Consider the following 22,964-nt stretch of genomic DNA (forward strand, 5'->3'; position numbering starts at 1 on the left):
TGACCGGTCACGCGGGTGGCGGGTTGCACTCGATCGATAGTTCGGGCCGTGGTGTCCCTCGGTTACGCGCCTCGCATGTGACGAAATCGTGAACTTTCATTGATGACCTCGTGAGACCATGCGGCCAAACTGAGTTTCAAATGAAGGCAAGAGGAGTCGACCATGGCGAATTCAGGCAAGCCGCGAGGCCCGTCCGGCAACGGGCACAGCAAGGGCGATCTCCCGGGCCAGGTCGTTCTGGTGCTGCAGGGTGGCGGCGCGCTCGGCGCCTACCAGGTCGGCGTCTACGAGGCGCTGCACGAAGCCGGCATCGAGCCCGACTGGGTCATCGGCACCTCGATCGGGGCGATCAATGCCTCGTTGATCGCCGGCAACCGCCCCGAACACCTGCTCGAGCGCGTGAACGCGTTCTGGAATCTGATGCAGGCGTCGACGTTCGCATTCGGTGTCCCGGACTGGATGGGGCTGGGCAACATGATGTCGAACACGGCGACCGTCCTGCGCGGCATCCCGGACTTCTTCACGCCCAACCTGCATGCTCTGCGCGGATCCGCCGCGCAGCTCGGGGCGGAGGCGGCTTCCTACTACAGCACGGCGCCGCTGCGCGGGACGCTGCAGTCGCTGGTCGATTTCGAGTACCTGCGCCAGTGCCGCACCCGCCTGACCGTCGGTGCGGTGAACACCTGCAGCGGCGAAATGCGCTATTTCGACACCCGCAAGGAAGTGCTCGGCGTCGACCATGTGATGGCCTCGGGCGCCCTGCCCCCGGCCTTCCCTGCCGTGCGCATCGACGGCCAGCCCTACTGGGACGGCGGCATCTACTCCAACACGCCCATCGAGGCCGTGCTCGACGACAAGCCGCGGCGCGACTCGGTGATCTTCGCTGTCAACGTCTGGCACCAGACCGCGCCCGAACCCGACTCGATCTGGCAGGTGATGGCGCGCCAGAAGGACATCCAGTTCGCCAGCCGCGCCGACAGCCACATCGCGCGGCAGAAGCAGATCCACCGGCTGCGCCATGTGATTCGCGAACTGCACAAGCAGATACCGGCATCCAAGCAAGCCGATCCGAAGGTGATGGAGCTGGCTTCCTGGGGCTGCGGCACGACGATGCACGTGGCGCATCTGGTCGCGCCGCGCATCGACGGAGAGGACCACACCAAGGACATCGATTTCACGCCCGCGGGCATCCGCGCGCGCCGCCAGGCGGGTCACGCCGACACCTGGCGCATGATCAGGCGCGCGCCCTGGAAAGAGGCCGCAATCGATCCCATCGAAGGCGTGATCGAGCACCGCTGATCCTCGGCATGGAGGAGATCGTGCATGAGCCGAGCGGACAACTGTTCCCCGCCGGGATGAAAATGGATCCGCACGCGATGTAGAACGGCTCGCACGCACCGAGGAAAGGCAGCCACCATGCAGACACGCTTCGACGCATTGATCATCGGCAGCGGCCAGGCCGGGCCTTTCCTTGCCGTGCGACTGGCCGGCGCCGGTCTGAAAGTCGCACTGGTCGAGCGCGAGCACCTCGGGGGCACCTGTGTCAACGACGGCTGCATGCCGACCAAGACGCTGGTGGCCAGCGCGCGCGTCGCCCACTTGGCACGCCGGGCGAGCGACTACGGCGTGAATGTCGGCCCTTCGGTCAGTGTCGACATGCGTGCGGTCAAGGCGCGCAAGGATCTCGTCGTCCGCAACGCTGTGGACGGCCTCGCGCGGTGGCTGGACGGAACCCCGGGCCTGCGCGTGATCCTCGGCCACGCCCGCTTCGTCGCGCCGCATGCCATCGAGGTCAATGGCGAGACCCTGGAGGCGCCAAGGATCTTCATCAACGTCGGCGCCCGGCCCATGCTTCCCGACTGGCCGGGAATCGCCGACATGCCGGTGCTCACCAACACATCCATGATGGACCTCGATGTCCTGCCCGAGCACCTGGTCGTGATCGGCGCCAGCTACATCGGCCTCGAATTTGCGCAGATGTTCCGTCGCTTCGGCTCGCAGGTCTCGGTGCTGGAATACGCGGATCGCGTCATCGCGCGGGAGGACCCCGAGGTCTCGCACGAAGTGCAGGCCATCCTCGAGCGCGAAGGCGTCCGCTTCCTGCTCGGCGTGCGCGAGGCCGAAGTGTCACGAGCGACCGGCGACGCGCCGATTCGCATCGCGTTGAAGTCCGCCGGCGTCGCGCAGGAGGTGCATGGCAGCCATCTGCTCGCCGCGGTGGGCCGGCGTCCCAACAGCGACTGGCTCGACCTCGACCGGGCAGGCATCGCGACCGACGCGCGCGGCTTCATCACCGTCGACGATCAATTGCGCACCAATCTCCCCGGCATATGGGCGCTCGGCGACGTCAATGGACTGGGTGCCTTCACCCACACCTCCTACAACGACCACGAGATCGTCGCGGCCAACCTGCTCGACGGCGAAGCGCGCCGCACCACCGATCGCATCCCCGCCTATGCGCTCTTTATCGACCCGCCGCTCGGGCGGATCGGCATGACCGAGGCACAGGTACGGGCATCGGGACGGCCTGCCCTGGTCGGCTTGATGCCGATGAGCCGCGTGGGACGCGCGAAGGAACGCGGCGAGACGCAAGGCTTCATGAAGGTACTGGTGGACGCGCAAACCGAGCGCATCCTCGGAGCGGCGCTGCTGTGCATCGAGGGCGACGAAATCGTGCACTCGCTGCTCGACGTGATGGCCGCCGATGCGTCCTACCAGGTGATCCGTCGCTGCGTGCACATCCATCCGACCGTCAGCGAGCTGATTCCGACGCTGTTGGGCAACTTGACGCCGCTCTGAGAGACGGACCGAGCGTCACGCATCTACAACGAGCGCATCAGGCCACCATCGATCCGAATGTTCTGACCCGTGATGTAGGCGCCATCGTCCGAGGCAAGGAAGGCGATGGTCGCCGCGACTTCCTCGCTGGTGCCGTAGCGCTGCAGCGGCACGCTCTGGCGGCGCTCCTCCTTGGCCGGCAGGCTGTCGATCCAGCCGGGCAGCACGTTGTTCATGCGCACGTTGCTGGCCCCGTACTGATCGGCGTAGAGCTTGGTGAAGGCGGCGAGCCCGGCACGGAACACACCCGAGACCGGGAACATCGCGCTGGGCTCCACGGCCCAGGCCGACGAGATGTTGATGATCGCGCCGCCCTTCTGCTTCTCCATCACCGGCGTGACCAGCCGCACCGCGCGGACCACGTTCATCAGGTAGATGTCCATGCCCGAAACCCACTGTGCATCGGTCAGTTCGAGCAAAGGCGACTTGGGCCCGTGGCCGGCACCATTGACCAGCACGTCGATGCGGCCCCAGCGCGCCATCGTCAGATCGATCAGGCGCGCAAGGTCCTCGTTCGACTGGTTGGACCCGGTGACGCCGATGCCGCCCAGCGACTTGCCGAGCGCCTCGCCCTTGCCGGACGAAGACAGGACCGCCACCTCGAACCCATTCCCCGCCAGCTTGCGTGCGGCGGCGGCACCCATTCCGCTTCCGCCGCCCACGACCACTGCAACTTTTCCTGACATCGCTTTTTCCTTTCGGTTGTGAATGCGCGCATCCTGTGCGTTGTAGCATCCAAATGCGCCTGCCTCCCGAGGTTCGCATCAAGCGGCCGATGAATTCTCACGCAACCGACCCGGAGCCCACATGAACATCGTCGACGTCCGCCGGACCGCATTCGCCGCACCGACAAGGGGATGGAGCAAGGCGCCTACGTGCACGCGATGTACCTCGACGACCATCCGCCGATCGCCGGCGGCCGCGAGCTGTGGGGCTTTCCGAAGAAGCTGGCCTCGCCGGTGCTCGACCACGAGACCGACGTGGTGGTCGGCACCCTCGACTATGGGAAGGTGCGGGTCGCCAAGGCGACGATGGGGTTCAAGCACCGCACGCTCGAACACGCGCCGATACTGGCAGCGATCGCGCAGCCGAACTTCCTGCTCAAGATCATCCCGCATGTCGACGGCACCCCGCGCATCTGCGAGCTGGTGCGCTACCACATGGTCGACGTCACGCTGCACGGCGCCTGGAGCGGCCCGGCCTCGCTCGAACTGCATCCGCATGCACTGGCGCCGGTGGCCGAGCTGCCGGTGCTGAAGGTCGAATCGGCGGTGCACTACATCGCCGACATGACGCTCGCGCTCGGCACCGTCGAACACGACTATCTCGCACCCGCTTCCTGATGGTGCGATCAGGGCCGCTCGCGCCCCGCCGGCCCCAGGACCACGGGCGAGCCCGAGGGCGCCTTGAATCCATAGAAGCGCTCGTTGAGATGTTGCGTGACAGCGGCGATGTCGTCCTCGCTCCAGTTCAACGAGGCTGCGGCTTGCCAGTTCGCCACTTGCGCCTGGAGGCTGTTCCAGTCCTTCGCCAGCCGCCGATCTCGCCAGTGCACCTGCGTGGTGTGGCAGGCGACGCAGTGCGTCGAGTACAGCAGTTCTCCGCGTGACTGGGCAGAGGCCGGCACGCCGGAGAGCGCCGAGACCGCCAGGAGGCACACTGCCAAGGATCGAACAGCCATGGGGTCCCTCTCATTGCGGAAGATCATCGATCGAAACGTGCACCATGCGGTTCCTCGCGGACCCCGCTCAATGCACCGCATCGGTCGCCAGGGACCAAGGAAGCTCGAAATCGGCGGTCTGGAGCATCACCGGCTTCTCCGGATCGCGCCGGTAGTGCTGCATCGCCGACTCCTCGATCCGGTCGGCGTGCTCCCGACACGCCTCGACGAGGCTGTCGCCCCCTCCCTGGGCGCCGAAGATATCGCGCAGCGCGTCTTCGGTTATCTCCGCAACGACCCGAGGGCCTCCGCTGCCCTCCGGATAGATTGCGAACAGCACGCTCGCTCGATCGAAGCAGTAGATCGCATCGCTGGTCATGGGATGGCTCCTGTGTCGTTTCACGCCTGTGCGGCCAGACTGGAAGCGTGGACCCGAAACGACGCTCGCGCCTTGCGTCAGATCAAGAATCTCGAAATGGCGCGTGTTGACACCGAATTGATCCAGCGCAAGCCGCGCCGCGGCCCGCTGCCTACAGTTGCCACAGCAGCATCGCAACGAGGGCTACTCCGTGATGAAAGGAAATATATGAAATCCGACGTCCAACTGAGTGGCGGCTTTTGAAACCCGAGAGACCATGCCATGTCATCGAAAATGCTTTTGGCGATGCTGGTTGCCGTGGCAAGCGCTGGAGCGACCGCCGCCGACTACACGGCACCCGGCCAGCTGAGTCCCGCATCGACGCCGACACAGAAGATTCGCGATGCCGCGAGCAAGGCCGCCCGCGAGGCGCAAATCGCCGCACAGAAGGCCGCCGACGCAGCCAAGGCTGCGGCTGAACAGAGCAAGGTGAATGCCGGCTAGGTCTCCCAGGCGATCGCCGAGGCCATCCGCCGGGCGGCGCAAAAGGCGGCGGAGTCGGCGAACCGCTTCGAGGAGAAGGCATCGGAATCCGCCAGCCGGGCGCTCGATGCCAGCAAGGAAGCCGCGCTCAAGGCCGAAGAAGAAAGCAAGAAGGCGTCCGCGGCCACCAGGGAAGCGCTTGCGAAGGCCGAGGCGGCAGTCCAGAGCGCCATGGCCGCCAGCAAGGAAGAAGCCGAGGCGGCCGCCGGCGCAGCGCGTGAGGCGCTGCAGAAGGCCGAAGAGGCCACGCGGCAGGCGGCGCAGGCGGCGAAGGATGCGGTGGCCAGGACGGCCGGCAAATGAGCGCCCTGCCCGTCAAGCAGCCCACCACGTCCTCGAGCCAAAGGCAGCAGATCATGAAAAAGCACTCGAAGCCCCGCCCCGCCCCCGGACCAAGACGCACACGCCGATCCGCCGCCCCGACCCCTGACGAAGAACCTTCAGGCGACTCCCCCCGGCCTGTTTGGGACCCGGACCGAACCGACATCGAGCGGCCGAACGAGCTGCCGGAGCCTTCGATCGAGAGCGCGTCACGCGATGACGAGGCGGGCGGCGTGGAAGCGGCCGAGTCGGTCGTGAGGAAGGCAACGCCCTTCGAATAGCCGCCGGCCGTCATTGCCCTGATGCCCCGGACATGCCCGGCTGAATCCTCATCGTTGCGATACCCCGACCCATCCGATCGATGGCCCCTGGTTCGCCTCCCCCAGTCCGGCAGCGACCAGGATCAAGGTCGCCAGCAGAGTCGCGGCGATGAACATGAACGTCTTCATGTCAACGCACCAGCAGTACCGGTACCGTGCATTTCGCCAGCACCTTGGTGGCGACCGAGCCCAACACCAGGTTCTTCAACGCGCCCACCCCGTGCGATCCCATCACCAGGAGGTCGAACTTGCCCTTTTCCGCATAGGACGCTATCTCGTCCGCCGGGTGGCCCACCTTGTGGACCACCTCCGCGGCGATCCCCTGCTCGGCCAGCTGCGCCCGTACGGGCTCGAGAACGACGCGGGCATCGTCCTCGTAGTAGGCGTGCACGATGTCCGGCCCGGCGAAAGCCGCGGCCCGGTGCGGGACGGGCAGGACGATGTGCAGCACCGTGAACGCATGCCCCGTCACCCACAGGTCCCTGTGCGCTCCGAGGTAGGAAATCATTCGCTTCGTGTAGTCGCTGCCGTCGACGGCAAGAAGAATCTTCATGGTGCACTCCGGAGAAAGTTCTGGGGTCCCCGATGTTCGATGCCAGCGAGCGGGCGGAGTTGCGCCAGATCAAATCTCCGACGTGCAATGTCCGGATACTGAGGCCCTCATCACTGGATTTCAGAAGGGCCTGACATGTATCAACGAATTCTTGTACCCGTCGATGGCAGTCCGACATCGGAGCGCGGGCTCGACGAAGCGATCCGCATCGCCCAGCTCACCCACGGCCAATTGCGGCTGCTGCACGTGATCGATGAACTGTCCTTCGCCCTTGCCATGGATGCCTATGCGGGCTATGCGGGCGACTGGCTCGACACCTTGCGCGAGCAGGGCCGGACCCTCCTCGAGAAATGCAAGGCCACGGCGCAGGCCGCGGGCGTCGACGCCGACATCGCGTTGCGCGACACCTTCTCGGGGTCGGTGCACGAACAGGTCACGACCGAGGCCGCCAGCTGGCCCGCCGACCTGATCGTCCTCGGCACCCACGGCCGGCGCGGGGTCGGCAGGGTGGTGATGGGAAGCAGCGCCGAGAACATCCTGCGCTACGCCACCGTGCCGGTGCTGCTGGTGCGCGCGCCGGCCGAATCCAAGGCGAAGACCGAATCCCCGGGCGAGTCAACGAAGGTGGATCTGCCCTCCGCGGCGCTGTCGTTCGAATAGGCGCCCCGTCAACGCTTCAGCGCGAGCCAGCGGTCCACCAGCGGCGCGATCTTCAGCGACGCGTCGCTCACCACGTGGAACGCCGTCGCACGCTCCGCCTCGTCGAGCGGCTCGTGCGTCGCCAGTTGCCGCTCCAGCACCGGCAGGGTCGCCTCGGACGCGTCGGTCCCGCTGGATTGGCGGGCCGCGACCCGCTCGCGCAACTGCGCCGCGGTCGCTTCGCAATGGAGGATCGCGAAAGGCACGCCCAGTTCGCCGGCCAGGGCGCGGAACGCCAGCCTCTCGTCCCGGCGCAGGAACGCGGCATCCACAATCACCGGATAGCCGGCCTGCAGTGCCGTCCTGGCGCAGGCCCACAGCCGATCGAAGGTGCGCCGGGTCGCCTCGGGCGTATAGATGTCATGGCCCTGATCCGTGGATCGGCTCAGGGGTTGCATGCCGAAGAGCCGCTTGCGCTCGACGTCGGACCGGATGCGTATCGCCCCGGCCGACGCGAGCACTTCGGTCGCGATCGTCGTTTTTCCGGACCCCGACAGGCCATGCGTGATCATCAGTCGCGCTGCAGGTCGGCCGGCCTGAGCGGCGAGGCCCGCCGCGCAGGCAAGATAGTCGGGGCCGGCCGCCGTCGCGCGCTCCCCGCACTCCCGATCCCTAAGCCTCGCCACCATGGCGCGCACCAGCGCGCGATAGACCTCGTAGGCCCGCAGCACCGGGATGGCGGCATAGTCTCCGCTGTGCTGCAGATAGACATCGAGCAAGCGGAACGCGAGGTCCTCGCGGCCGTGGGCCTTGAAGTCCATCGAGAGAAAGGCGACGTCGCTGATGACGTCGATCCAGCGCAGCGCCGGATCGAACTCGATGCAATCGAAGGCCGTCAGCTCGTCGTCGATGAGCACCACGTTGGACAAGTGAAGATCGCCGTGGCATTCACGCACGAAGCGCTTGCAGTGCCGTTCGGCCCAGGCGGTCCATAGCGCGCTTCCCTGTGCCTCCACCCAGGCCCGCAAGGCCGCCAGCGGTCCGGCAACAGGCTCGCCGGACAGGCCCGCAAGCGCGGTCTTCATCGTCCGAAGGACTTGCTCGGGTGTACCGAATGCCGAGGAGAGCGCGGCTGCGGCCGCCCGGTCGTGGAACTGGGCCAGGCGCTGCGCGAAGCGCGCCAGTTGGTCGATCCGGAGCCGGCCGTCCAGGAGCAGATTGCGCAGCAGGGAAGCCTCCGGAAAGCGCCTCATGCGGACCACATAGTCGATCGGCTCGCCGGCGCCCAGGTGCGGGGCATCGGGCGTCCCGCACACCGCCGTCACGTCGATGTAGATCTCGGGCGCAAGCCGGCGGTTGAGCCGCAATTCTTCTTCGCAGAAATGCTTGCGTGCCGCCAGCGTGCGGAAGTCGACAAACGGCAGGCCCACCGGCTTCTTCAGCTTGTAGGCCAGGCGGTCGGTCAGCAGCACCCAGGAGATGTGGGTTTCAATCAGCGACACCGCCAAGCCAGCTTCTGCCTGCAGGTGTTGCTGCAGCGCGGTCACCAGCGTACGGTCCGCGGGCTGGAAGGCGGTGTGAGAGGATTCCACTTCAGGCGGCCGCCATCGCGGCCGCGGACGCGCTCGCTTGCAGCAATTCGGCAGCGGCATCCTTGCCGGCGGGTGCGCGGACCAGCAGGACGGGCACGGGCGCCTGCCGAAGGATGCGCTCCGCGCCGCTTCCCAGAACCAGCCGCGCCGCTCCGCGCCGCCCGTGGGTGCCGAGCACGATCAGTTCGGCTCCCCAGTCCAAGGCCTCGGCCGCGACCTTGTCCTGCACCGAGCCGGGAAAGTTGTCGCCGAGGCGAGTATCCACATCGACCCCGGCGGCCTGGACGGTGGCCTGCGCCTCGCCCAGGATCCGCGAGCCCTCGCTGCGCAGCTGCTTCAGAAGGTCGTCCGCATGGCGCGGTTCGCTGCCGAGCGCCAACGCGAACGAAAGATCGTCGATCACGTGGAACAGGCGAATCCGCCCCTGCGTCAGTTTCGCGATGCGGATCGCTTCGCCGAGGCCGTGGTTCGAGGTCGAACTGCCATCGATGGGAACGAGGATTCGCTGGTACATGGGGACCTCCTTCGAAAGTGGATCGAGGCCTCGGAGTATTGGCGCGCTGCGCACCCGCGAGTTGATGCAGCGCAAGTCGTGATCGACATGACAAGCGCGAAGGCTCCGCAAGCCGGACCCTGAAGATCCAATAGGCGCCAGGCCCGCTCAGGCTCAGGCGGTTCGGGATGCTGGCGCGCGCCGGCGCAGTTCGAGCAACTCGAACAGCGCCATGCCCGCCAGCATCGCGGCGATGAAGACCACCGCCTTGACCTCGCCCATGCCGAGCGACACCAGCGCCGGCCCTGGGCAGAAGCCGGCGATGCCCCAGCCAACGCCGAACAGCAGGCTGCCGCCGACCAGGCGGCGGTCGATGAGGCGCGACGAAGGCAGCCGCATCGGGGCGCCGAGCAGCGAGGCGGCACGCCGGTTCGCAACCATGAAAGCCACCGTGCCCACGGCGATGGCTCCTGCCATCACGAACGCCAGCGACGGATCCCAGTGGCCAGCCAGATCGAGGAAGCCGAGCACCTTGGCCGGATTGGCCATCCCGGAAACGATCAGGCCCAGGCCGAAGACCAGCCCGGAGAGCAGCGAAGCGAGAGCGATGAGCATGGCGAAAACCTCAGATTCCGAGCAGGTGGCGAATCACGAACACCGTCACGAATCCGGCGCCCATGAAGGCCGCCGTCGCGACGAGCGAGCGCGGTGACAGGCGGGACAGGCCGCACACGCCATGACCGCTGGTGCAGCCGGCACCGTAGCGGGTGCCTGCGCCCACGAGCAGACCTGCGAGCACCAACGCGCCGTAGCCGGCGTCGATCCGGGGCTCGGGCACGGCAGCGAACACGGCATACGCCAGCGGCGCGCCGATCAAGCCCAGGACAAAGGCCACACGCCATGCCACGTCGCCGGCGACAAGCCGGAGCAGTCCGCCGAGCACCCCGCTGATGCCGGCGATGCGCCCGTTGAGCAGCACGAACATCGCCGCGGCGATGCCGATCAGAACACCGCCGCCCAATGCGGCAAGCGGCGTGAAGTGGTTCCAGTCGATGGTCATCAGGCTTCCTTCGGGCAGTACAGGCGATAGAGAAGCGAAAGGATCTCAAGCATCGCCGGGTCGGACACGCGGTAGAAGATGGTCCGACCCTCGCGGCGGGTCTGAACCACGCCCTCCCCGCGCAGCACGCCCAACTGTTGCGACAGCGTCGGCTGATGAATCCCCAGTGCCTCTTCCAGGTCGCTCACGCACATCTCGCCTTGTGACAGCTGGCAGAGCAGCAGCAGCCGGTCTTCGTTGGCGAGCAACTTGAGCGCGCCGACAGCCTGGCTTGCGGCACCGCGCAGGGCTTCAGGGTCGATGACAGGCAGTGCACGTTTCATGAACAGCTTTTCCTTTCGGTTGAAATATTATTTGTTTTTATATAATATTTGTCAACATATTGATACGCAACCCGGAGCGACCGTCATGGCAAACCGAGCCACCACCCAAGGCTTTTTCGACCCCCAGACATGGACCATTTCCTATGTCGTGTGGGACCCGGCCACCCGCCGCGCCGCGGTCATCGATCCGGTGCTGGACTACGATTTCAGGTCGGGCCGCACCAGCACCCGATCGGCCGACCGGCTGCTCGCCCATGTCCGCGACAACGGCCTGCAGGTCGACTGGATCCTCGAAACCCACGCGCACGCCGACCATCTGTCCGGGGCCCGGCATGTGCAGGCCCAGGCGGGCGGGCGGATTGCCATCGGCGAGAACATCCGCCTCGTTCAATCGACCTTCAAGAAGCTGTTCAACCTCGAGCCCGGCTTCCTGCCCGATGGCAGCCAGTTCGACCACTTGTTCAAGGACGGCGAGACCTTCAGGATCGGCGACATCGAGGCCACCGCGCTGCTGGTGCCCGGCCACACCCCCGCCGACATGGCCTACCTGATCGACGGCGCGGTCTTCGTCGGCGACACGCTCTTCATGCCCGACCTGGGCAGCGCGCGCGCCGACTTCCCCGGCGGCGACGCGCGTCAGCTCTACCGCTCGATGCGAAGGCTGCTCGACCTGCCGCCCGAGACGACGATGTATGTCTGTCACGACTACCCGCCGGCCTCCCGCCAGCCCCGGTGGGAAACCACCGTGGCCGAGCAGCGCGCCGGCAACATCCACGCCCGCGACGGCATCGGCGAGGACGCGTTCGTCGCGATGCGCACCGCGCGCGACGCGACGCTCGACATGCCGACCCTCATCCTCCCGTCGATCCAGGTCAACGTGCGGGGCGGGCAACTGCCGCCGCCTGACGACAACGGCATCGCCTACCTGCGCATTCCCTTGAACGCACTGCCCGCGCACGGCGGATGACGCCGGCGCGCGGGGCCGCTGACATCCGGCATTGCGCGCGCTTGATCCAGCGCAAGGCAGTTCCGGCCAGGCGCCCTAGAGTGACACTGAAGCCCACGCCGGCACGTCGCGCCAGCGTCGCTTCAAAAATTGCACACAAAGGCTCCAACTTCTTCGCACACGGGGAACGCCATGACCGCGTATCGATCCCTCCTGGTGCACCTGGACGGCACCACCCGCGCCGCCGCCCGCCTCCATCTCGCACTGCGGCTCGCGCTTGCGTGGCGCGCCCGTGTCAGCGCCCTGTTCGCCGTGGCGCCGAACCACCTTGCGCTGCTGCCCGTCGGGCCCGGCCTTCCGCCGTTGCCGCCGGGTGATCCGATCGATGCCGAGCACCGCCGCCGCGCCATGGAAACCTGCCAGGAGGCGTGCGCCGTGTCGGACGCGCCCTGCGAATGGCTCGAGCTGACCGGCGAACCGGTGGTCGAGACCTTCACCCGGCAGGCGCTCCTGGCGGACCTCGTGTTCCTCGGCCAGCGCGATGCCGATGACGCGAACGGCTTCGACGTGCCCGCCGGCTTCGTCGAATCGATCGTGATCGGCAGCGGCCGTCCGGCACTGGTCGTCCCTTTTTCCGGCGAGCTTGCGAGTTCGCCGGACATCGTCCTGCTGGCGTGGAAGCCCACCCGCGAATGTGCGCGCGCGCTCGCCGCGGCGATCCCCTTCCTGCAGAGCGCACGGCACGTGCATCTGATCGAAGAAGAAGGCGACGAATCGCAGCCCCTGTCCTTGAAGGTCCGCGACTACCTGTACCTGCATGGCATCGAGCGGGTGCACGAGCACGCAAGGCTTCCGCAGGACCATGCCGGCGAGGCGCTGCTGTCGACCGCCGCGGAATGCGGCGCGGACCTGCTCGTCATGGGCTGCTACGGCCACAGCCGGGCGCGCGAGCTGCTGCTGGGCGGCGTGAGCCGGACCGTGCTGGATTCGATGACGCTGCCCGTTCTGATGGCCCACTGAGTGCCGCGCCTGCACGACGAGCCACGCCCGCACCGATGGAGCCTTTCCATGATGCGCAAAGTCGGAATCGTCGCCGCGCTCGGGCTCGTGGGTGCCGCGGTGCTGTGGCTCGTGGTCAAAGCCGTCGTCGCGATGGTGACGCTGGACTGAGCGGCGCTCCGATGACGGGTCGGCCGAAACGCAAGGCAGGCAGCAGGGAAGGTGCGTCTTGAAGCACGGAAACGTCATCTTCTCTGGCCTGGGTGCCCTTTTGCTCGCGGCAGCCGGCACGGCCTGGTGGCAGTGGCCCGTCCATGTGGACACCGCGCTGCCCACGCGCGGACCCGCGATCGAGGCGGTCTATGCCACCGGCACGGTCGAGCCCACGGTGCTGATGCCGGTGTCGCCGCGCACCGGCGGGCGGCTGGTGAGCATCGAGGCCGAGGAGGGCCAGCAGGTCAGGCGCGCGCAAGTCCTGGCCCGCGTCGAGTCGACCGATCTCGACCAGACCATCGAGGAGATGCGGGCGCGTGAGCAGCTCGCACGGGCTCAGTTCGAGCGCACACGGTCGCTGATCGAGCAGCGCTTCGTCGCGCCGGCGGAATTCGACCGCGTGCGCAGCGAATGGCAGGCGGCCCAGGCCGCCACCCGCCGCGCGCAAGCCCAGCGCGACTACAACCAGCTCGTCGCGCCGGCGGACGGGGTCGTGATCCGCCGCGACGGCGAGGCGGGCCAGTTCGTGCCCTCCGGGCAGGCGGTGTTCACGCTGGCCTGCTGCGCCCCGCTGCGCGTATCGGCCGAAGTGGACGAGGAAGACATCGCCCGCGTCTCCGTCGGCCAGGCGGTCACGATGCGCAGCGACGCCTTGCCGCGCCAGCTGTTCGAGGGCACCGTGGCCGAGATCACGCCCAAGGGCGACCCGGTGTCGCGCAGCTACCGGGTGCGCATCCGGCTCGCGGGAGCGCCCCCGGTCGATGCCGGCCCCATGCGCAGCGGCATGACCATGGACGCCAACCTGATCGTGTCGAGGCGCGACGGTGCCCTGCTGGTTCCGAACGGTTCGATCAAGGGCGACAGCGTGTGGCTGGTGGTGAACGGGCGGCTGCACCGGCGGCAGGTCGTGCGGGGCACGGTCGGCGCCGATCGCACGGAGATCCTGTCGGGCTTGAGCGACGGCGACGCGGTGGTGCTCTCCCCGACCGACAAGCTGCGCGACGGCCAGCGCGCCCGCACCGACGCCCCTTCCCCCGGGCTGGCCCCGGACACGCCTGTCGCCCGCCGGTGATCGTCATGGCGATCACCCTCGACATCGCGCTGGCGCACCTGACGAGCCGCAAGCGCCAAACGCTGGTCTCGGTCACAGGCGTGGTGCTGGGGGTGGCCTTCTTTCTGGCGGTCTCCGGGCTGATGCGGGGCTCGGAGGCGGACTTCTTGAAGCGCCTCGTCGACAGCAGCCCGCACATCACCGTCTACGACGAGGTGCGCCAGGGCCGCGTGCAGCCGGCTGCCCTGCAATGGCCGGAGGGTGCCGTCGCCGTGCGCAATGTGCGCCCCCTTCGCGAGACCCGGGGCATCCGCGGCTGGCGCCAGCGGCTGGCCTTCGTCGAAGCGCTGCCGGGCGTGCGCGCGGCGCCCGTGCTGGCCGATGCCGCCGTGATCACCTTCGCCGGCCGCCAGCAAGGCGTGACGCTCTCGGGCGTGGTGCCCGAAAAGATGAAGCATGTCACCACGATCGAGGAAAAGATGCAGGAGGGCTCGCTCGACGCGCTCGCAGCGGACCCCAACGGCGTGGTGATCGGCCGCGGGCTTGCCGACAAGTTCAGCCTGCATACGGGCAGTACGCTGGTGGTGCTCGCGGCCGACGGCAGCAGCCGTTCGCTGCGCGTGGTCGGCATCTTCCGCACCGGCAACGCCGCCTACGACGAGAACCAGGCCTTCGTGCTGCTCAAGCGTGCGCAGGCGCTGCTGGGCCGCGTGAACCGGGTCAATCGGGTGATCATCCAGCTGTCGGACCCTTACGCGGCGCAAACCCTGGCGCAAACGATCGAGGCCGCCACGGGCTACAAGTCGGTGTCGTGGATCGAGGCCTCCGAAGACCTGCTGAGCCTGCTGCTGGTACGCAACATCATCATGTACAGCGTCGTCGCGGCGATCCTGGTGGTGGCGGCGTTCGGTATGTACAACACGATCTCGACCATCGTGATGGAGAAGACCCGCGACATCGCGATCATGAAGTCGATGGGCTTCCACCCTCGCGACCTGCGGCGCATCTTCCTTCTCGAGGGTGCGATCGTCGGCTTCAGCGGGAGCGTGCTGGGCCTCGCGCTGATGCAGACGCTGGCCCAGGTCGAGATCCGCCCGCCCGGCGTGACCGAGGTCGTGCATCTGCCGATCTTCTGGGGCGGCACGCAGTTCGCGATGGCGGTCGCTTTCGCGATGCTGTCGTGCCTGACGGCCTCGTATCTCCCGGCCCGGCGCGCGGGACGCTTGCGGCCGGTCGACATCCTGCGGGGCGCCACATGAGTACCGCCCCTCCTGCCGGCCCGGTGATCCAGGTCGAGCACGTGACCCGCACGCTTCATGGCGAAATCCCCGTGACGCTGGTCGACGACGTCAGCCTGCAGATCGAGCGTGGCGAGTTCGTCTGCGTGATGGGCCCCTCAGGCTCGGGCAAGTCATCGCTGCTCTACCTGCTCGGCCTGCTGGACCTGCCCACCACCGGACGTGTCTGGGTCGACGGCCAGGACACCAGCGGCTTCGACGACGACCGGCTGGCGGACTTCCGCTTGTCGCGGCTTGGCTATGTCTTCCAGTTCCACTTCCTGCTGCCGGAATTCAGCGCGCTCGACAACGTCTCCCTCCCGATCCGCAAGCTGGGACGGCTCCGCGCCGACGCGATCGATGCCCGCGCCGCGGAGCTGCTGGACCGCTTCGGCCTGCAGGGCCACCATCACAAGCGTCCCAGCCAGTTGTCCGGCGGCCAGCGCCAACGGGTGGCGATCGCCCGCGCGCTGGCCAACGATCCGCTCGTCATCCTCGCCGACGAACCGACGCAATCTGGACTCGGCCGCCAGCGCCAACGTGCGCGACATGCTCCGCGACCTGACCCGCGAGTCGGACAAGAGCGTGGTGGCCGTCACCCACGACGCCTCCTTCGCCGCGGCGTCGGACCGGCGCATCGGCATCGTCGACGGCCGCATCGACATGGACTGGCGACCGTAGCGCGTGCGCTGATGCGCGACCGCGCTCAAGCGGTCCAGCGCCAGTCGCGGATCTCCGGCATGTCCTCGCCATGCGTCGTGATCCACGCCCGGTGCGCCTGCAGGCGATCACGCAGCGCCTGTTGCAGGTGGCCCGCCCTGTCGCGGAGACGCGCCACGCGGTCGATGGCATCGGCCGCGAGGTGGAAGCGGTCCAGCCGGTTCAGCACGGTCATGTCGAAGGGCGTGGTGGTCGTGCCCTCTTCCTGGTAGCCGTGGACATGGAAGCTGCCGTGGTTCGTGCGCTTGTAGGTCAGCCGGTGGATCAGCCATGGGTAGCCGTGGTAGGCGAAGATCACCGGCTTGTCGGCCGTGAAGATCGAATCGAACTCCGCATCGGGGAGCCCGTGCGGGTGGGCCGAGGGCGACTGCAGCGTCATGAGGTCGACCACGTTGACGACCCGGACCTTCAGCTCCGGCAGCTCCCGGCGCAGCAGGTCGACCGCGGCCAGCGTCTCGAGCGTCGGGACGTCGCCCGCGCAGGCCATGACAACGTCGGGCTCCACGCCCTGGTCATTGCTGGCCCAGGGCCAGATGCCGAGGCCGACGCTGCAATGCCGCACGGCCGCTTCCATGTCCAGCCACTGCGATTGAGGCTGCTTCCCGGCCACGATCACGTTGACATAGTGGCGGCTGCGCAGGCAGTGATCGAGCACGGACAACAGCGAATTGGCATCGGGCGGCAGATAGACGCGCACCACCCCGGCCTTCTTGTTCACCACATGGTCGATGAAACCCGGGTCCTGGTGGCTGAAGCCGTTGTGGTCCTGGCGCCAGACATGGCTGGTCAGCAGGTAGTTGAGCGACGCGATGGGTCGCCGCCACGGGATCTGGCCCGACACCTTGAGCCACTTCGCGTGCTGGTTGAACATCGAGTCGACGATGTGGATGAAGGCCTCGTAGCACGAGAACAGCCCGTGGCGGCCGCTGAGCAGGTAGCCTTCGAGCCAGCCCTGGCACAGGTGCTCGCTCAGCACCTCCATGACGCGGCCGTCGGGCGACACATGATCGTCCCCGGGCAGGATCTCCGCGGTCGAGGTGCGGCCGGTGACCTCGAAGAGAGCGTCCAGCCGGTTGGACGAGGTCTCGTCGGGGCCCATGACTCGGAAGTTGCGGTCCCGCGCATTGAGCGCCATGACGTCGCGCAGCATCGCACCGGCGACGCGCGTGGCCTCCGCGGTGGCCGCGCCGGGGGCGGGCACCGCCACGGCGTAGCGCCGGAAGTCGGGCATGCGCAGGTCCTTGAGCAACAAGCCGCCGTTGGCGTGCGGATTGGCACTCATCCGGCGCGGGCCGACGGGCGCGAGTTCGGCGAGTTCGGGGTGCAGCCTGCCGTCGGCGTCGAACAGCTCCTCGGGACGGTAGCTGCGCAGCCAGTCTTCCAGCAGCCCCACGTGCGCAGGGTGGTCCGCAAAGCCGCTCAAGGGCACCTGGTGCGCGCGCTGCGTTCCCTCGACCGGCACGCCATCGACCTCGCGCGGGCCGGTCCAGCCCTTGGGCGATCGCAGCACGATCATCGGCCAGCGATGACGGCGGCCGAAGCCATCGCAGCGGGCTTCGTCCTGGATCGCACGGATCGCGTCGAGCGACGCGTCGAGCGCGCCGGCCATCAACCGATGCATCAGTCCGGGCTCGTGGCCCGCGACGATCCGCGGCTCGTAGCCGTAGCCGCGCAACAGCAGAGTCAGTTCTTCATCGCCGATTCTGGCGAGCACCGTCGGGCCGGCGATCTTGTAGCCATTGAGGTGCAGGATGGGCAGCACCGCGCCGTCGCTCGCCGGATTCAGGAACTTGTTGGAATGCCAGCTCGCCGCCAGCGGGCCGGTCTCGGCCTCGCCGTCGCCGACCACGCAGCAGGCCAGCAGGTCGGGGTTGTCGAAGACGGCGCCGTAGGCGTGCAGCAGCGAGTACCCCAGTTCGCCGCCTTCGTGGAGGGAGCCCGGGGTTTCCGGACCTGCATGGCTCGATATGCCGCCCGGAAACGAGAACTGCGTGAACAGCCGGCGCAAGCCGTCGGCGTCGCGACCGATGGCCGGATACACCTCGCTGTAGGTCCCTTCGAGCCAGCTGTTGGCCACCACGCCGGGCCCGCCGTGCCCGGGGCCGGCAATGAAGATCGCGTCGAGATCCCTCGCCTTGATCGCGCGGTTCATGTGGGCGTAGATGAAGTTCAGCCCTGGCGTCGTGCCCCAGTGGCCGAGCAGGCGCGGCTTGATGTGCGCCAACGACAGCGGCTCGCTCAGCAACGGGTTGCCGGTCAAGTAGATCTGCCCGGCCGAGAGGTAGTTCGCGGCGCGCCACCAGGCGTCGAGCAGGGCGAAGTCCTCGGGCTGCGAACGCGGATGGGCGGGAAGCGTCATGGTCGCGCTCGCTTCAATGCGACATCAGCACGGGCAGGGTCATCGATCGCAGCAGCGACCGGGTGGCGCCGCCGAGCACCCACTCGCGCGCCCGGCTGTGGCCGTAGCAGCCCATCACGAGCAGGTCCGCGCTCATGTCGGCGGCTGCCGAGAGAAGTTTTTCCCCGGCCTCGCCCTCCTCCGGGCCGCCCGAGTGCACCTCTGTTTCCACCCCCTGCGCCTTGAGATAGGCATGCAGGCTCCGCAAGGAGGCATCGGCATCCTCGCCATAGCTGATCGCCTGCACGGCCTGCGCACGAGCGAGCCAGGGCAAGGCGGCGGACACTGCGCGCGCGGCCTCGGCCGTCTCCTTCCAGCCGATCAGCACCCGCCGGCCGATGGTGCCGACCGGCCCCGCATACGGCACCAGCAGCGCAGGGCGGCCGCTCTCGACCAGCACGCTGGAGACGAAATTTGATGGCAGCTCTCCCGCATTGGGATCATCCGGGTCGGGCTGCCCGAGGATCAGCAGGTCGGCATAGAGGGCCCGACGGGCGAAGGCCCACGGCGCGTCGGCCATCGGCTCGGTCCAGTGCAGGCGCCTCGACCCTGCCGCGGCGCTCATGAAGGTCGCATGCGCCTTGTCGCGCGAATCCCGATCGAGGGACTGCATGATCGCCACCGCCTCGGCCGCGGCTTCCAGTGCATAGGGATAGCGCAGCAGTGCCGACAGGGTGCACGGCTGGGCGGTCACTTCGGCCTCGAAGGCCTCGGCGACCTGACGCGCGAGCTCGACGCGCTCCGCGGCGCGCGGCGAACTGTCGAGATGAAGAAGGATGGACTTGGGTGTCTGCATGAGGCGCTCCGTGGACGGCGGTGAACGAATGACCCAAGTTATCGCGCGCGAGGCCGGGCGCCCTTGCGCGGCGTCAAACCAGGCGCCGACGGCGCGAAGCGACTTTTCCTTGCGTCCGTCTTCCATCCGCCTTGATTCAGCGCAAGTCCACGGCGACTCGCTGTTTCTATATTGGTGGCTCGATGTACCAAGCGGAGAGGTCGATGAGCAAAGTCCTCGTGGTTTTCTATTCCTACACCGGCACATCGCGCCGGGTGGCCGAACTCTTGTGCAGCCAGCAAGACTGGCCCAAGGCGGAGATCGTGGACGCACGGCCTCGCCGAGGCGTGCTCGGCAGCCTGCGCTGCGTGGTCGAATCACTGTTCAAGCTCCGGCCGGACATCGGCTACGACGGCCCGCTGCCGCGCGACTTCGACGCGGTAGTGCTGGTGTCGCCCATCTGGGCGCTGCAACTGGCCGGCCCGATGCGCAGCTTCGTGGCCAAGCGGCGGGATCATATGCCCGATATGGCCGTGATATCGGTCATGGGAGGCCAGGGCGCGCCCAACGCCGCCGCCGAGATCGCCCAGCGGGTCGGCAAGGCGCCTCTGCTGAGCGCCAGCTTCACCCAGCGCGAGGTCGATGACGGCAGCTACGCCGCCCGGCTGGAGGCCTTCGGTACGGCAGTCAGGGCGGCGAAGGACTCGAAGGGGGTGGTGCGTCCTGCGACCTTGTCGCCGCAGGCGGTCTGAAGCGTGAAGCCCGCTCCCATCGGATGGGGCGCGGCCGCGGTGGGTCTCACCTGCCTGCTGGGTGCCTGCAGCTCCGATCCGGCGATGACGACCGGACCGATCGCGCTGCGTTGGCGCTCGACCCCTTCGTTCTCGTCCCTCGTGGCGAGCCGCAGCGCCAGCGTCGTCGAGATCAGCACGCTCCGGATCGGGCGCGATGAAAGCCCCGGAGACGGCGAGCTCGAGTTCGCTCCGGAGAGCGACTTCGCCGACAGGCTCGCCTGGCCGCTTCCCACGAGCGCGCGCATCAGCCAGATTCGCGATCTCGCGTCCGGCGTCATCCTCAGCAGCGACGGCGTGATCCTGACCAGCGCCCACGTGATCGCCGGCGTCGACGAAGCCCAGGTGCGGCTCGACGACGGAAGGCGCTTCCAGGCCCGGGTGCTCGGCACCGACCCGCGTTCGGACGTCGGCTTGCTGGTCATCGAAGCGACCGGCCTGACGCCGGCAGCCCTCGGGGACTCCTCGCGACTCGCGCCCGGCGACTGGGTCGCGGCGATCGGAGCGCCCTTCGGTTTCCAGGGCAGCGTGACAGCCGGCGTGGTGAGCGCCGTGAACCGCCTCATCGGCGGCGCCGGGGAAATCCCTTTCATCCAGACGGACGTGGCCATCAATCCCGGCAGTTCGGGCAGTCCGCTCTTCAACAGCCGCGGCGAAGTGGTCGCCATCAACTCGTTGATCTACAGCGGCAGCGGCGGCTACATGGGCTTGTCCTTCGCGGTGCCGATCAACCTGGCGGCCGAGGTCGCCAAGCAGCTGCGGGCAAACGGGGAAGTCCGGCGGGCGGAGATGGGCGCCGAATTCCAGGAAGTCACGCCGGCGCTGGCGCGTTCCTTCGGCCTTGCCGGGAAACCGTTCGGAGCGCTGGTGGTGCGGATCGACGGCACCGGTCCCGCCGCCCGCGCCGGCCTGCGCCGAGGCGATGTCGTCACGGCGTACGACGGCGTGGCCATCGGGCACTTCACCGATCTGTTGCAGCGGGTCGCCAAGGACCGCCCCGGCAGCCGGGTCGACCTCGACGTCTGGCGGCATGGCGCCAGGCAGACGATTTCGGTGACGCTCGCCCAGCATCGAGCGCAGAGAACCGCGCTGCCGTCCGGGCTCGCGCCGGATTGGGGTGACGGCGTCGGGCTGACCTTGGGCGAACTGAGCCCCGCGCAATACCGCCAGCTGGGCGTCGAGGGCGGCCTGATGGTGCGCGACGCCGCCGGGCTGGCACGCAGCGAGGGCATTCGTGCGGGCGACCTCATCGTGGCGGTCAACGACGCGCCGATGAACCGCGTCGCGGACTTCAGCCGCACCCTGTCGAACACACCGCCCGGCCAGACCCTCGCCCTGCTCGTCATGCGCGATCGGCGGCTGGCCTATGTGGCGGTTCAACTGCCTTCGGCACCGGCCATGCCATAGCGCGGCATTCAATGCGCCATCAGGATCGGCACATCCATGCGCTCGAAGACCCCTCGCGTCACACTGCCCAGCACCAGCTCGCGGATGCGGGTGTGGCCGTAGCCGCCCATCACGACCAATCCCGCTTGCTTCTGCGCGGCATGAGACAGCAGCGCATCGGCGAGTCCCTCGGAAGCCACATGCTGGACGGCCTTCGCCTCGATGCCGTGTCGCCGGAGCCAGGCAAGGATCTGAGGGATCCGCAGGTCGCTGTCGTCGACCGGCGCGGCGCCTGCGCGCCACGACACCAGCGCAACGCTGGCGGCCTTCGAGAGCAGCGGCAGCGCATCGCGCAATGCGATGGCGGCCTCGCGGCTGCCGTCCCACGCGACCAGCACGTTCTTGCCGAGTTCGCGAGCGCACTTCGCGCGAGGCAGCACCAGCACCGGGCGGCCCGCATGCAGGACGACCTGCTCCGGCAGGTCGCGGGCCGTCGTCGTGTCCGTGTCGCCAGGCTGGGACTGGCCGACGACGACCAGGTCGCTGGTGCGTCCGTGCAGGACGACCGCATCGACCGAGGGTTGATCCACCAGGCGAACCTCGGACGATATCGACGGCGCACCCTCGATCAGCTTCCTGAAGGTGTGGGCGATGCCTTCGGCGCGCACCCGCAGGAAGTCGGCCGACGCGGCGATGAAATCGGTGTCCTTTCCCGCAATGGCCTCGGCGGGAATGACGCCGTCGTAGAGACCGGTGGGCACCAGGCCGATCAGATGGCTGCCGTGCTGCCTGGCCAGGGTCGCAGCGATGCCCACACGAGCGGCACAGTGCTCCGAATAGTCAAGATGGACCAGGATCGTTCCGAGTTTCATGACGGTTCCAGGCGAATGGAGACGAATGGCGATCTTCGGGCGTGCCGCGACCGGACACCTTGATTTCCATCAAGGGCGCCGCGCCGGACTGGCACTTGATCCAGCGCAAGTCCCCAGGGGCCCGCATTCCCTACAGTGAAGCGTCCATCGACGAAGGAGTCTTCATGAAGTCCGATGCCATGCTGCGAAGCGATATCGTCGCCGAGCTGAACTTCGATCCTGCGATCACGATGAATGCCACCGACATCGGCGTGGTCGTCAAGGATGGCGTCGTCACGCTGAGCGGGCATGCGTCCAGCCATTCGCAGAAGCATGCCATCGAGCGGGCCGTGCAGCGGGTCAAGGGTGTCAAGGCGCTGGCCGTCGAGATGTCGGTCCGGCTTCCGGCCGCCAGCGAACGCACCGACGCCGACATCGCCAAGGCGGCGGAGAACGCCCTCGAATGGAACGTGCTCGTGCCGGACGATGCGGTCCACCCGATGGTGGAGGGCGGCTGGATCACGCTGAGCGGCGGCGTGGAATGGGCTTACCAGCGCCGGGCGGCCGAGGTCGCCGTGCGCCATCTGATGGGCGTCAGGGGCGTCACCAACATGGTCGAGGTCAAGGGCCGGTTCACGGCGGTCGACGTCGAGCGGAAGATCAGCGATGCGCTGAAGCGACAGGCCGATCGCGAGGCCAGGCACATCCAGATCCTGGTCGAAGGCGCCCAGGTCACGCTCCGGGGTACGGTCAAGTCGTGGGCGGAACGCAGGGCCGCGCAAGGGGCCGCGTGGTCGGCACCGGGCGTGGCGAAGGTCGTGAACAATCTTCTCGTCGAGGCCTGATCGCACACGCCA

General features: G+C 67.8%; 27 protein-coding genes and 2 pseudogenes. 16 read left to right on the plus strand and 13 right to left on the minus strand.

Features of this window, described 5'->3' with window-relative positions; translation table 11 throughout:
- Positions 1 to 162: 162 nt before the first annotated feature.
- Entirely contained in the window at positions 163 to 1,299 is a 1,137-nt protein-coding gene (locus QTI17_RS22890; protein WP_286535836.1) for a patatin-like phospholipase family protein, read from the plus strand.
- 117 nt (positions 1,300 to 1,416) lie between these two features.
- Entirely contained in the window at positions 1,417 to 2,799 is a 1,383-nt protein-coding gene (locus tag QTI17_RS22895; RefSeq protein WP_286535838.1) for an FAD-containing oxidoreductase, read from the plus strand.
- 23 nt (positions 2,800 to 2,822) lie between these two features.
- Here the strand turns inward: QTI17_RS22895 and QTI17_RS22900 are convergent, their stop codons facing one another.
- Positions 2,823 to 3,524 carry an SDR family oxidoreductase gene (locus tag QTI17_RS22900; protein WP_286535839.1) on the minus strand — a complete coding sequence of 234 codons (702 nt, stop codon included), beginning with the start codon at positions 3,522 to 3,524 and terminating at the stop codon, positions 2,823 to 2,825.
- Positions 3,525 to 3,698: 174 nt separating this feature from the next.
- Between QTI17_RS22900 and QTI17_RS22905 the strand changes: the two are divergent.
- Positions 3,699 to 4,181, plus strand: a pseudogene (locus tag QTI17_RS22905) (acetoacetate decarboxylase); the annotation flags it as partial.
- An 8-nt stretch (positions 4,182 to 4,189) separates the two neighbouring features.
- Here the strand turns inward: QTI17_RS22905 and QTI17_RS22910 are convergent.
- Together QTI17_RS22910 and QTI17_RS22915 are read right to left on the minus strand one after the other, a co-directional pair.
- A complete protein-coding gene (locus QTI17_RS22910) occupies positions 4,190 to 4,519 on the minus strand; it encodes a cytochrome C (RefSeq protein ID WP_286535840.1) in 330 nt (109 codons plus the stop codon).
- A 67-nt stretch (positions 4,520 to 4,586) separates the two neighbouring features.
- Positions 4,587 to 4,877: a DUF1488 family protein gene (locus tag QTI17_RS22915; RefSeq protein WP_286535841.1), complete on the minus strand. Its 291-nt coding sequence runs from the start codon at positions 4,875 to 4,877 to the stop codon at positions 4,587 to 4,589.
- A gap of 72 nt (positions 4,878 to 4,949) precedes the next feature.
- Between QTI17_RS22915 and QTI17_RS22920 the strand changes: the two genes are divergently transcribed.
- On the plus strand, positions 4,950 to 5,120 hold the full coding sequence (locus QTI17_RS22920; protein ID WP_286535842.1) for a hypothetical protein: 171 nt from the start codon (positions 4,950 to 4,952) through the stop codon (positions 5,118 to 5,120).
- Between the two features lie 18 nt (positions 5,121 to 5,138).
- Positions 5,139 to 5,360: a hypothetical protein gene (locus QTI17_RS22925; RefSeq protein ID WP_286535844.1), complete on the plus strand. Its 222-nt coding sequence runs from the start codon at positions 5,139 to 5,141 to the stop codon at positions 5,358 to 5,360.
- Here QTI17_RS22925 and QTI17_RS22930 read toward each other — a convergent pair.
- Complete coding sequence (locus QTI17_RS22930) at positions 5,357 to 5,527, minus strand: hypothetical protein (protein WP_286535846.1); 171 nt, start codon at positions 5,525 to 5,527, stop codon at positions 5,357 to 5,359. The two genes, QTI17_RS22925 and QTI17_RS22930, sit on opposite strands and share 4 nt — an antisense overlap.
- A gap of 43 nt (positions 5,528 to 5,570) precedes the next feature.
- Between QTI17_RS22930 and QTI17_RS22935 the strand changes: the two genes are divergently transcribed.
- Complete coding sequence (locus QTI17_RS22935; RefSeq protein ID WP_286535847.1) at positions 5,571 to 5,702, plus strand: hypothetical protein; 132 nt, start codon at positions 5,571 to 5,573, stop codon at positions 5,700 to 5,702.
- Between the two features lie 468 nt (positions 5,703 to 6,170).
- Here the strand turns inward: QTI17_RS22935 and QTI17_RS22940 are convergent, their stop codons facing one another.
- Positions 6,171 to 6,593, minus strand: a complete 423-nt coding sequence (locus QTI17_RS22940) for a universal stress protein (RefSeq protein ID WP_286535848.1) — start codon at positions 6,591 to 6,593, stop codon at positions 6,171 to 6,173.
- 135 nt (positions 6,594 to 6,728) lie between these two features.
- Here QTI17_RS22940 and QTI17_RS22945 point away from each other — a divergent pair, with 135 nt between their 5' ends.
- Entirely contained in the window at positions 6,729 to 7,253 is a 525-nt protein-coding gene (locus QTI17_RS22945; RefSeq protein WP_286535850.1) for a universal stress protein, read from the plus strand.
- Positions 7,254 to 7,261: 8 nt separating this feature from the next.
- Here QTI17_RS22945 and QTI17_RS22950 read toward each other — a convergent pair whose 3' ends face one another.
- The 5 genes from QTI17_RS22950 to QTI17_RS22970 all read right to left on the minus strand — a co-directional run bounded on the left by QTI17_RS22950 (position 7,262) and on the right by QTI17_RS22970 (position 10,700).
- Positions 7,262 to 8,779, minus strand: a complete 1,518-nt coding sequence (locus tag QTI17_RS22950; protein WP_286535852.1) for a bifunctional aminoglycoside phosphotransferase/ATP-binding protein — start codon at positions 8,777 to 8,779, stop codon at positions 7,262 to 7,264.
- A 46-nt stretch (positions 8,780 to 8,825) separates the two neighbouring features.
- Complete coding sequence (locus tag QTI17_RS22955) at positions 8,826 to 9,338, minus strand: universal stress protein (RefSeq protein WP_286535853.1); 513 nt, start codon at positions 9,336 to 9,338, stop codon at positions 8,826 to 8,828.
- 153 nt (positions 9,339 to 9,491) lie between these two features.
- A complete protein-coding gene (locus QTI17_RS22960; RefSeq protein WP_286535854.1) occupies positions 9,492 to 9,932 on the minus strand; it encodes a YeeE/YedE family protein in 441 nt (146 codons plus the stop codon).
- A 10-nt stretch (positions 9,933 to 9,942) separates the two neighbouring features.
- A complete protein-coding gene (locus QTI17_RS22965; RefSeq protein ID WP_286535855.1) occupies positions 9,943 to 10,377 on the minus strand; it encodes a YeeE/YedE family protein in 435 nt (144 codons plus the stop codon).
- Positions 10,377 to 10,700: an ArsR/SmtB family transcription factor gene (locus tag QTI17_RS22970; RefSeq protein ID WP_286535857.1), complete on the minus strand. Its 324-nt coding sequence runs from the start codon at positions 10,698 to 10,700 to the stop codon at positions 10,377 to 10,379. Before QTI17_RS22970 ends, QTI17_RS22965 begins: the two co-directional genes overlap by 1 nt.
- 85 nt (positions 10,701 to 10,785) lie before the next feature.
- On the opposite strand from QTI17_RS22970, the gene QTI17_RS22975 reads away from it, so the two are divergent.
- The 6 genes and pseudogenes from QTI17_RS22975 to QTI17_RS23000 all read left to right on the plus strand — a co-directional run bounded on the left by QTI17_RS22975 (position 10,786) and on the right by QTI17_RS23000 (position 15,867).
- Positions 10,786 to 11,667 carry an MBL fold metallo-hydrolase gene (locus QTI17_RS22975; RefSeq protein ID WP_286535858.1) on the plus strand — a complete coding sequence of 294 codons (882 nt, stop codon included), beginning with the start codon at positions 10,786 to 10,788 and terminating at the stop codon, positions 11,665 to 11,667.
- A 171-nt stretch (positions 11,668 to 11,838) separates the two neighbouring features.
- Complete coding sequence (locus tag QTI17_RS22980; RefSeq protein WP_286535859.1) at positions 11,839 to 12,666, plus strand: universal stress protein; 828 nt, start codon at positions 11,839 to 11,841, stop codon at positions 12,664 to 12,666.
- A gap of 208 nt (positions 12,667 to 12,874) precedes the next feature.
- Complete coding sequence (locus QTI17_RS22985) at positions 12,875 to 13,930, plus strand: efflux RND transporter periplasmic adaptor subunit (protein WP_286535860.1); 1,056 nt, start codon at positions 12,875 to 12,877, stop codon at positions 13,928 to 13,930.
- A gap of 5 nt (positions 13,931 to 13,935) precedes the next feature.
- Complete coding sequence (locus QTI17_RS22990) at positions 13,936 to 15,168, plus strand: ABC transporter permease (RefSeq protein ID WP_286535861.1); 1,233 nt, start codon at positions 13,936 to 13,938, stop codon at positions 15,166 to 15,168.
- A 128-nt stretch (positions 15,169 to 15,296) separates the two neighbouring features.
- Positions 15,297 to 15,641, plus strand: a pseudogene (locus tag QTI17_RS35075) (ATP-binding cassette domain-containing protein); the annotation flags it as partial.
- Between the two features lie 94 nt (positions 15,642 to 15,735).
- Positions 15,736 to 15,867 carry a hypothetical protein gene (locus QTI17_RS23000; RefSeq protein WP_286535863.1) on the plus strand — a complete coding sequence of 44 codons (132 nt, stop codon included), beginning with the start codon at positions 15,736 to 15,738 and terminating at the stop codon, positions 15,865 to 15,867.
- 25 nt (positions 15,868 to 15,892) lie between these two features.
- On the opposite strand, the gene QTI17_RS23005 is transcribed toward QTI17_RS23000, so the two are convergent.
- Complete coding sequence (locus tag QTI17_RS23005) at positions 15,893 to 18,265, minus strand: phosphoketolase family protein (protein ID WP_286535865.1); 2,373 nt, start codon at positions 18,263 to 18,265, stop codon at positions 15,893 to 15,895.
- A 13-nt stretch (positions 18,266 to 18,278) separates the two neighbouring features.
- Entirely contained in the window at positions 18,279 to 19,100 is an 822-nt protein-coding gene (locus QTI17_RS23010) for a universal stress protein (RefSeq protein ID WP_286535866.1), read from the minus strand.
- 203 nt (positions 19,101 to 19,303) lie between these two features.
- Between QTI17_RS23010 and QTI17_RS23015 the strand changes: the two genes are divergently transcribed.
- Complete coding sequence (locus QTI17_RS23015) at positions 19,304 to 19,831, plus strand: flavodoxin family protein (protein WP_286535867.1); 528 nt, start codon at positions 19,304 to 19,306, stop codon at positions 19,829 to 19,831.
- Positions 19,832 to 19,834: 3 nt separating this feature from the next.
- Positions 19,835 to 21,277: a trypsin-like peptidase domain-containing protein gene (locus QTI17_RS23020; RefSeq protein ID WP_286535869.1), complete on the plus strand. Its 1,443-nt coding sequence runs from the start codon at positions 19,835 to 19,837 to the stop codon at positions 21,275 to 21,277.
- Positions 21,278 to 21,285: 8 nt separating this feature from the next.
- Here QTI17_RS23020 and QTI17_RS23025 read toward each other — a convergent pair whose 3' ends face one another.
- Positions 21,286 to 22,128, minus strand: coding sequence for a universal stress protein (locus QTI17_RS23025; RefSeq protein WP_286535870.1), 843 nt, complete (start codon positions 22,126 to 22,128; stop codon positions 21,286 to 21,288).
- A gap of 164 nt (positions 22,129 to 22,292) precedes the next feature.
- On the opposite strand from QTI17_RS23025, the gene QTI17_RS23030 reads away from it, so the two are divergent.
- Positions 22,293 to 22,952 (plus strand): BON domain-containing protein, encoded by a 660-nt coding sequence (locus QTI17_RS23030; RefSeq protein WP_286535872.1) that lies wholly within the window; start codon positions 22,293 to 22,295, stop codon positions 22,950 to 22,952.
- Positions 22,953 to 22,964 lie beyond the last annotated feature (12 nt).

The organism is Variovorax sp. J31P179 (genome assembly GCF_030316985.1).
In the GTDB taxonomy this organism is placed as follows: domain Bacteria; phylum Pseudomonadota; class Gammaproteobacteria; order Burkholderiales; family Burkholderiaceae_C; genus Variovorax; species Variovorax ginsengisoli_B.

Excerpts from the sequence above, each read along its gene's own strand:
- QTI17_RS23005 (WP_286535865.1), bottom strand. The coding sequence starts at position 18,265 with ATGACGCTTCCCGCCCATCCGCGTTCGCAGCCCGAGGACTTCGCCCTG.
- QTI17_RS22955 (WP_286535853.1), bottom strand. The coding sequence starts at position 9,338 with ATGTACCAGCGAATCCTCGTTCCCATCGATGGCAGTTCGACCTCGAAC.
- QTI17_RS22900 (WP_286535839.1), bottom strand. The coding sequence starts at position 3,524 with ATGTCAGGAAAAGTTGCAGTGGTCGTGGGCGGCGGAAGCGGAATGGGT.
- QTI17_RS22935 (WP_286535847.1), top strand. The coding sequence starts at position 5,571 with ATGGCCGCCAGCAAGGAAGAAGCCGAGGCGGCCGCCGGCGCAGCGCGT.
- QTI17_RS22890 (WP_286535836.1), top strand. The coding sequence starts at position 163 with ATGGCGAATTCAGGCAAGCCGCGAGGCCCGTCCGGCAACGGGCACAGC.
- QTI17_RS22980 (WP_286535859.1), top strand. The coding sequence starts at position 11,839 with ATGACCGCGTATCGATCCCTCCTGGTGCACCTGGACGGCACCACCCGC.
- QTI17_RS22990 (WP_286535861.1), top strand. The coding sequence starts at position 13,936 with ATGGCGATCACCCTCGACATCGCGCTGGCGCACCTGACGAGCCGCAAG.
- QTI17_RS22910 (WP_286535840.1), bottom strand. The coding sequence starts at position 4,519 with ATGGCTGTTCGATCCTTGGCAGTGTGCCTCCTGGCGGTCTCGGCGCTC.
- QTI17_RS22965 (WP_286535855.1), bottom strand. The coding sequence starts at position 10,377 with ATGACCATCGACTGGAACCACTTCACGCCGCTTGCCGCATTGGGCGGC.
- QTI17_RS23010 (WP_286535866.1), bottom strand. The coding sequence starts at position 19,100 with ATGCAGACACCCAAGTCCATCCTTCTTCATCTCGACAGTTCGCCGCGC.
- QTI17_RS22970 (WP_286535857.1), bottom strand. The coding sequence starts at position 10,700 with ATGAAACGTGCACTGCCTGTCATCGACCCTGAAGCCCTGCGCGGTGCC.
- QTI17_RS22915 (WP_286535841.1), bottom strand. The coding sequence starts at position 4,877 with ATGACCAGCGATGCGATCTACTGCTTCGATCGAGCGAGCGTGCTGTTC.
- QTI17_RS22960 (WP_286535854.1), bottom strand. The coding sequence starts at position 9,932 with ATGCTCATCGCTCTCGCTTCGCTGCTCTCCGGGCTGGTCTTCGGCCTG.
- QTI17_RS23000 (WP_286535863.1), top strand. The coding sequence starts at position 15,736 with ATGCTCCGCGACCTGACCCGCGAGTCGGACAAGAGCGTGGTGGCCGTC.
- QTI17_RS23015 (WP_286535867.1), top strand. The coding sequence starts at position 19,304 with ATGAGCAAAGTCCTCGTGGTTTTCTATTCCTACACCGGCACATCGCGC.
- QTI17_RS22945 (WP_286535850.1), top strand. The coding sequence starts at position 6,729 with ATGTATCAACGAATTCTTGTACCCGTCGATGGCAGTCCGACATCGGAG.
- QTI17_RS22940 (WP_286535848.1), bottom strand. The coding sequence starts at position 6,593 with ATGAAGATTCTTCTTGCCGTCGACGGCAGCGACTACACGAAGCGAATG.
- QTI17_RS23030 (WP_286535872.1), top strand. The coding sequence starts at position 22,293 with ATGAAGTCCGATGCCATGCTGCGAAGCGATATCGTCGCCGAGCTGAAC.
- QTI17_RS22925 (WP_286535844.1), top strand. The coding sequence starts at position 5,139 with ATGTCATCGAAAATGCTTTTGGCGATGCTGGTTGCCGTGGCAAGCGCT.
- QTI17_RS23025 (WP_286535870.1), bottom strand. The coding sequence starts at position 22,128 with ATGAAACTCGGAACGATCCTGGTCCATCTTGACTATTCGGAGCACTGT.
- QTI17_RS22975 (WP_286535858.1), top strand. The coding sequence starts at position 10,786 with ATGGCAAACCGAGCCACCACCCAAGGCTTTTTCGACCCCCAGACATGG.
- QTI17_RS22895 (WP_286535838.1), top strand. The coding sequence starts at position 1,417 with ATGCAGACACGCTTCGACGCATTGATCATCGGCAGCGGCCAGGCCGGG.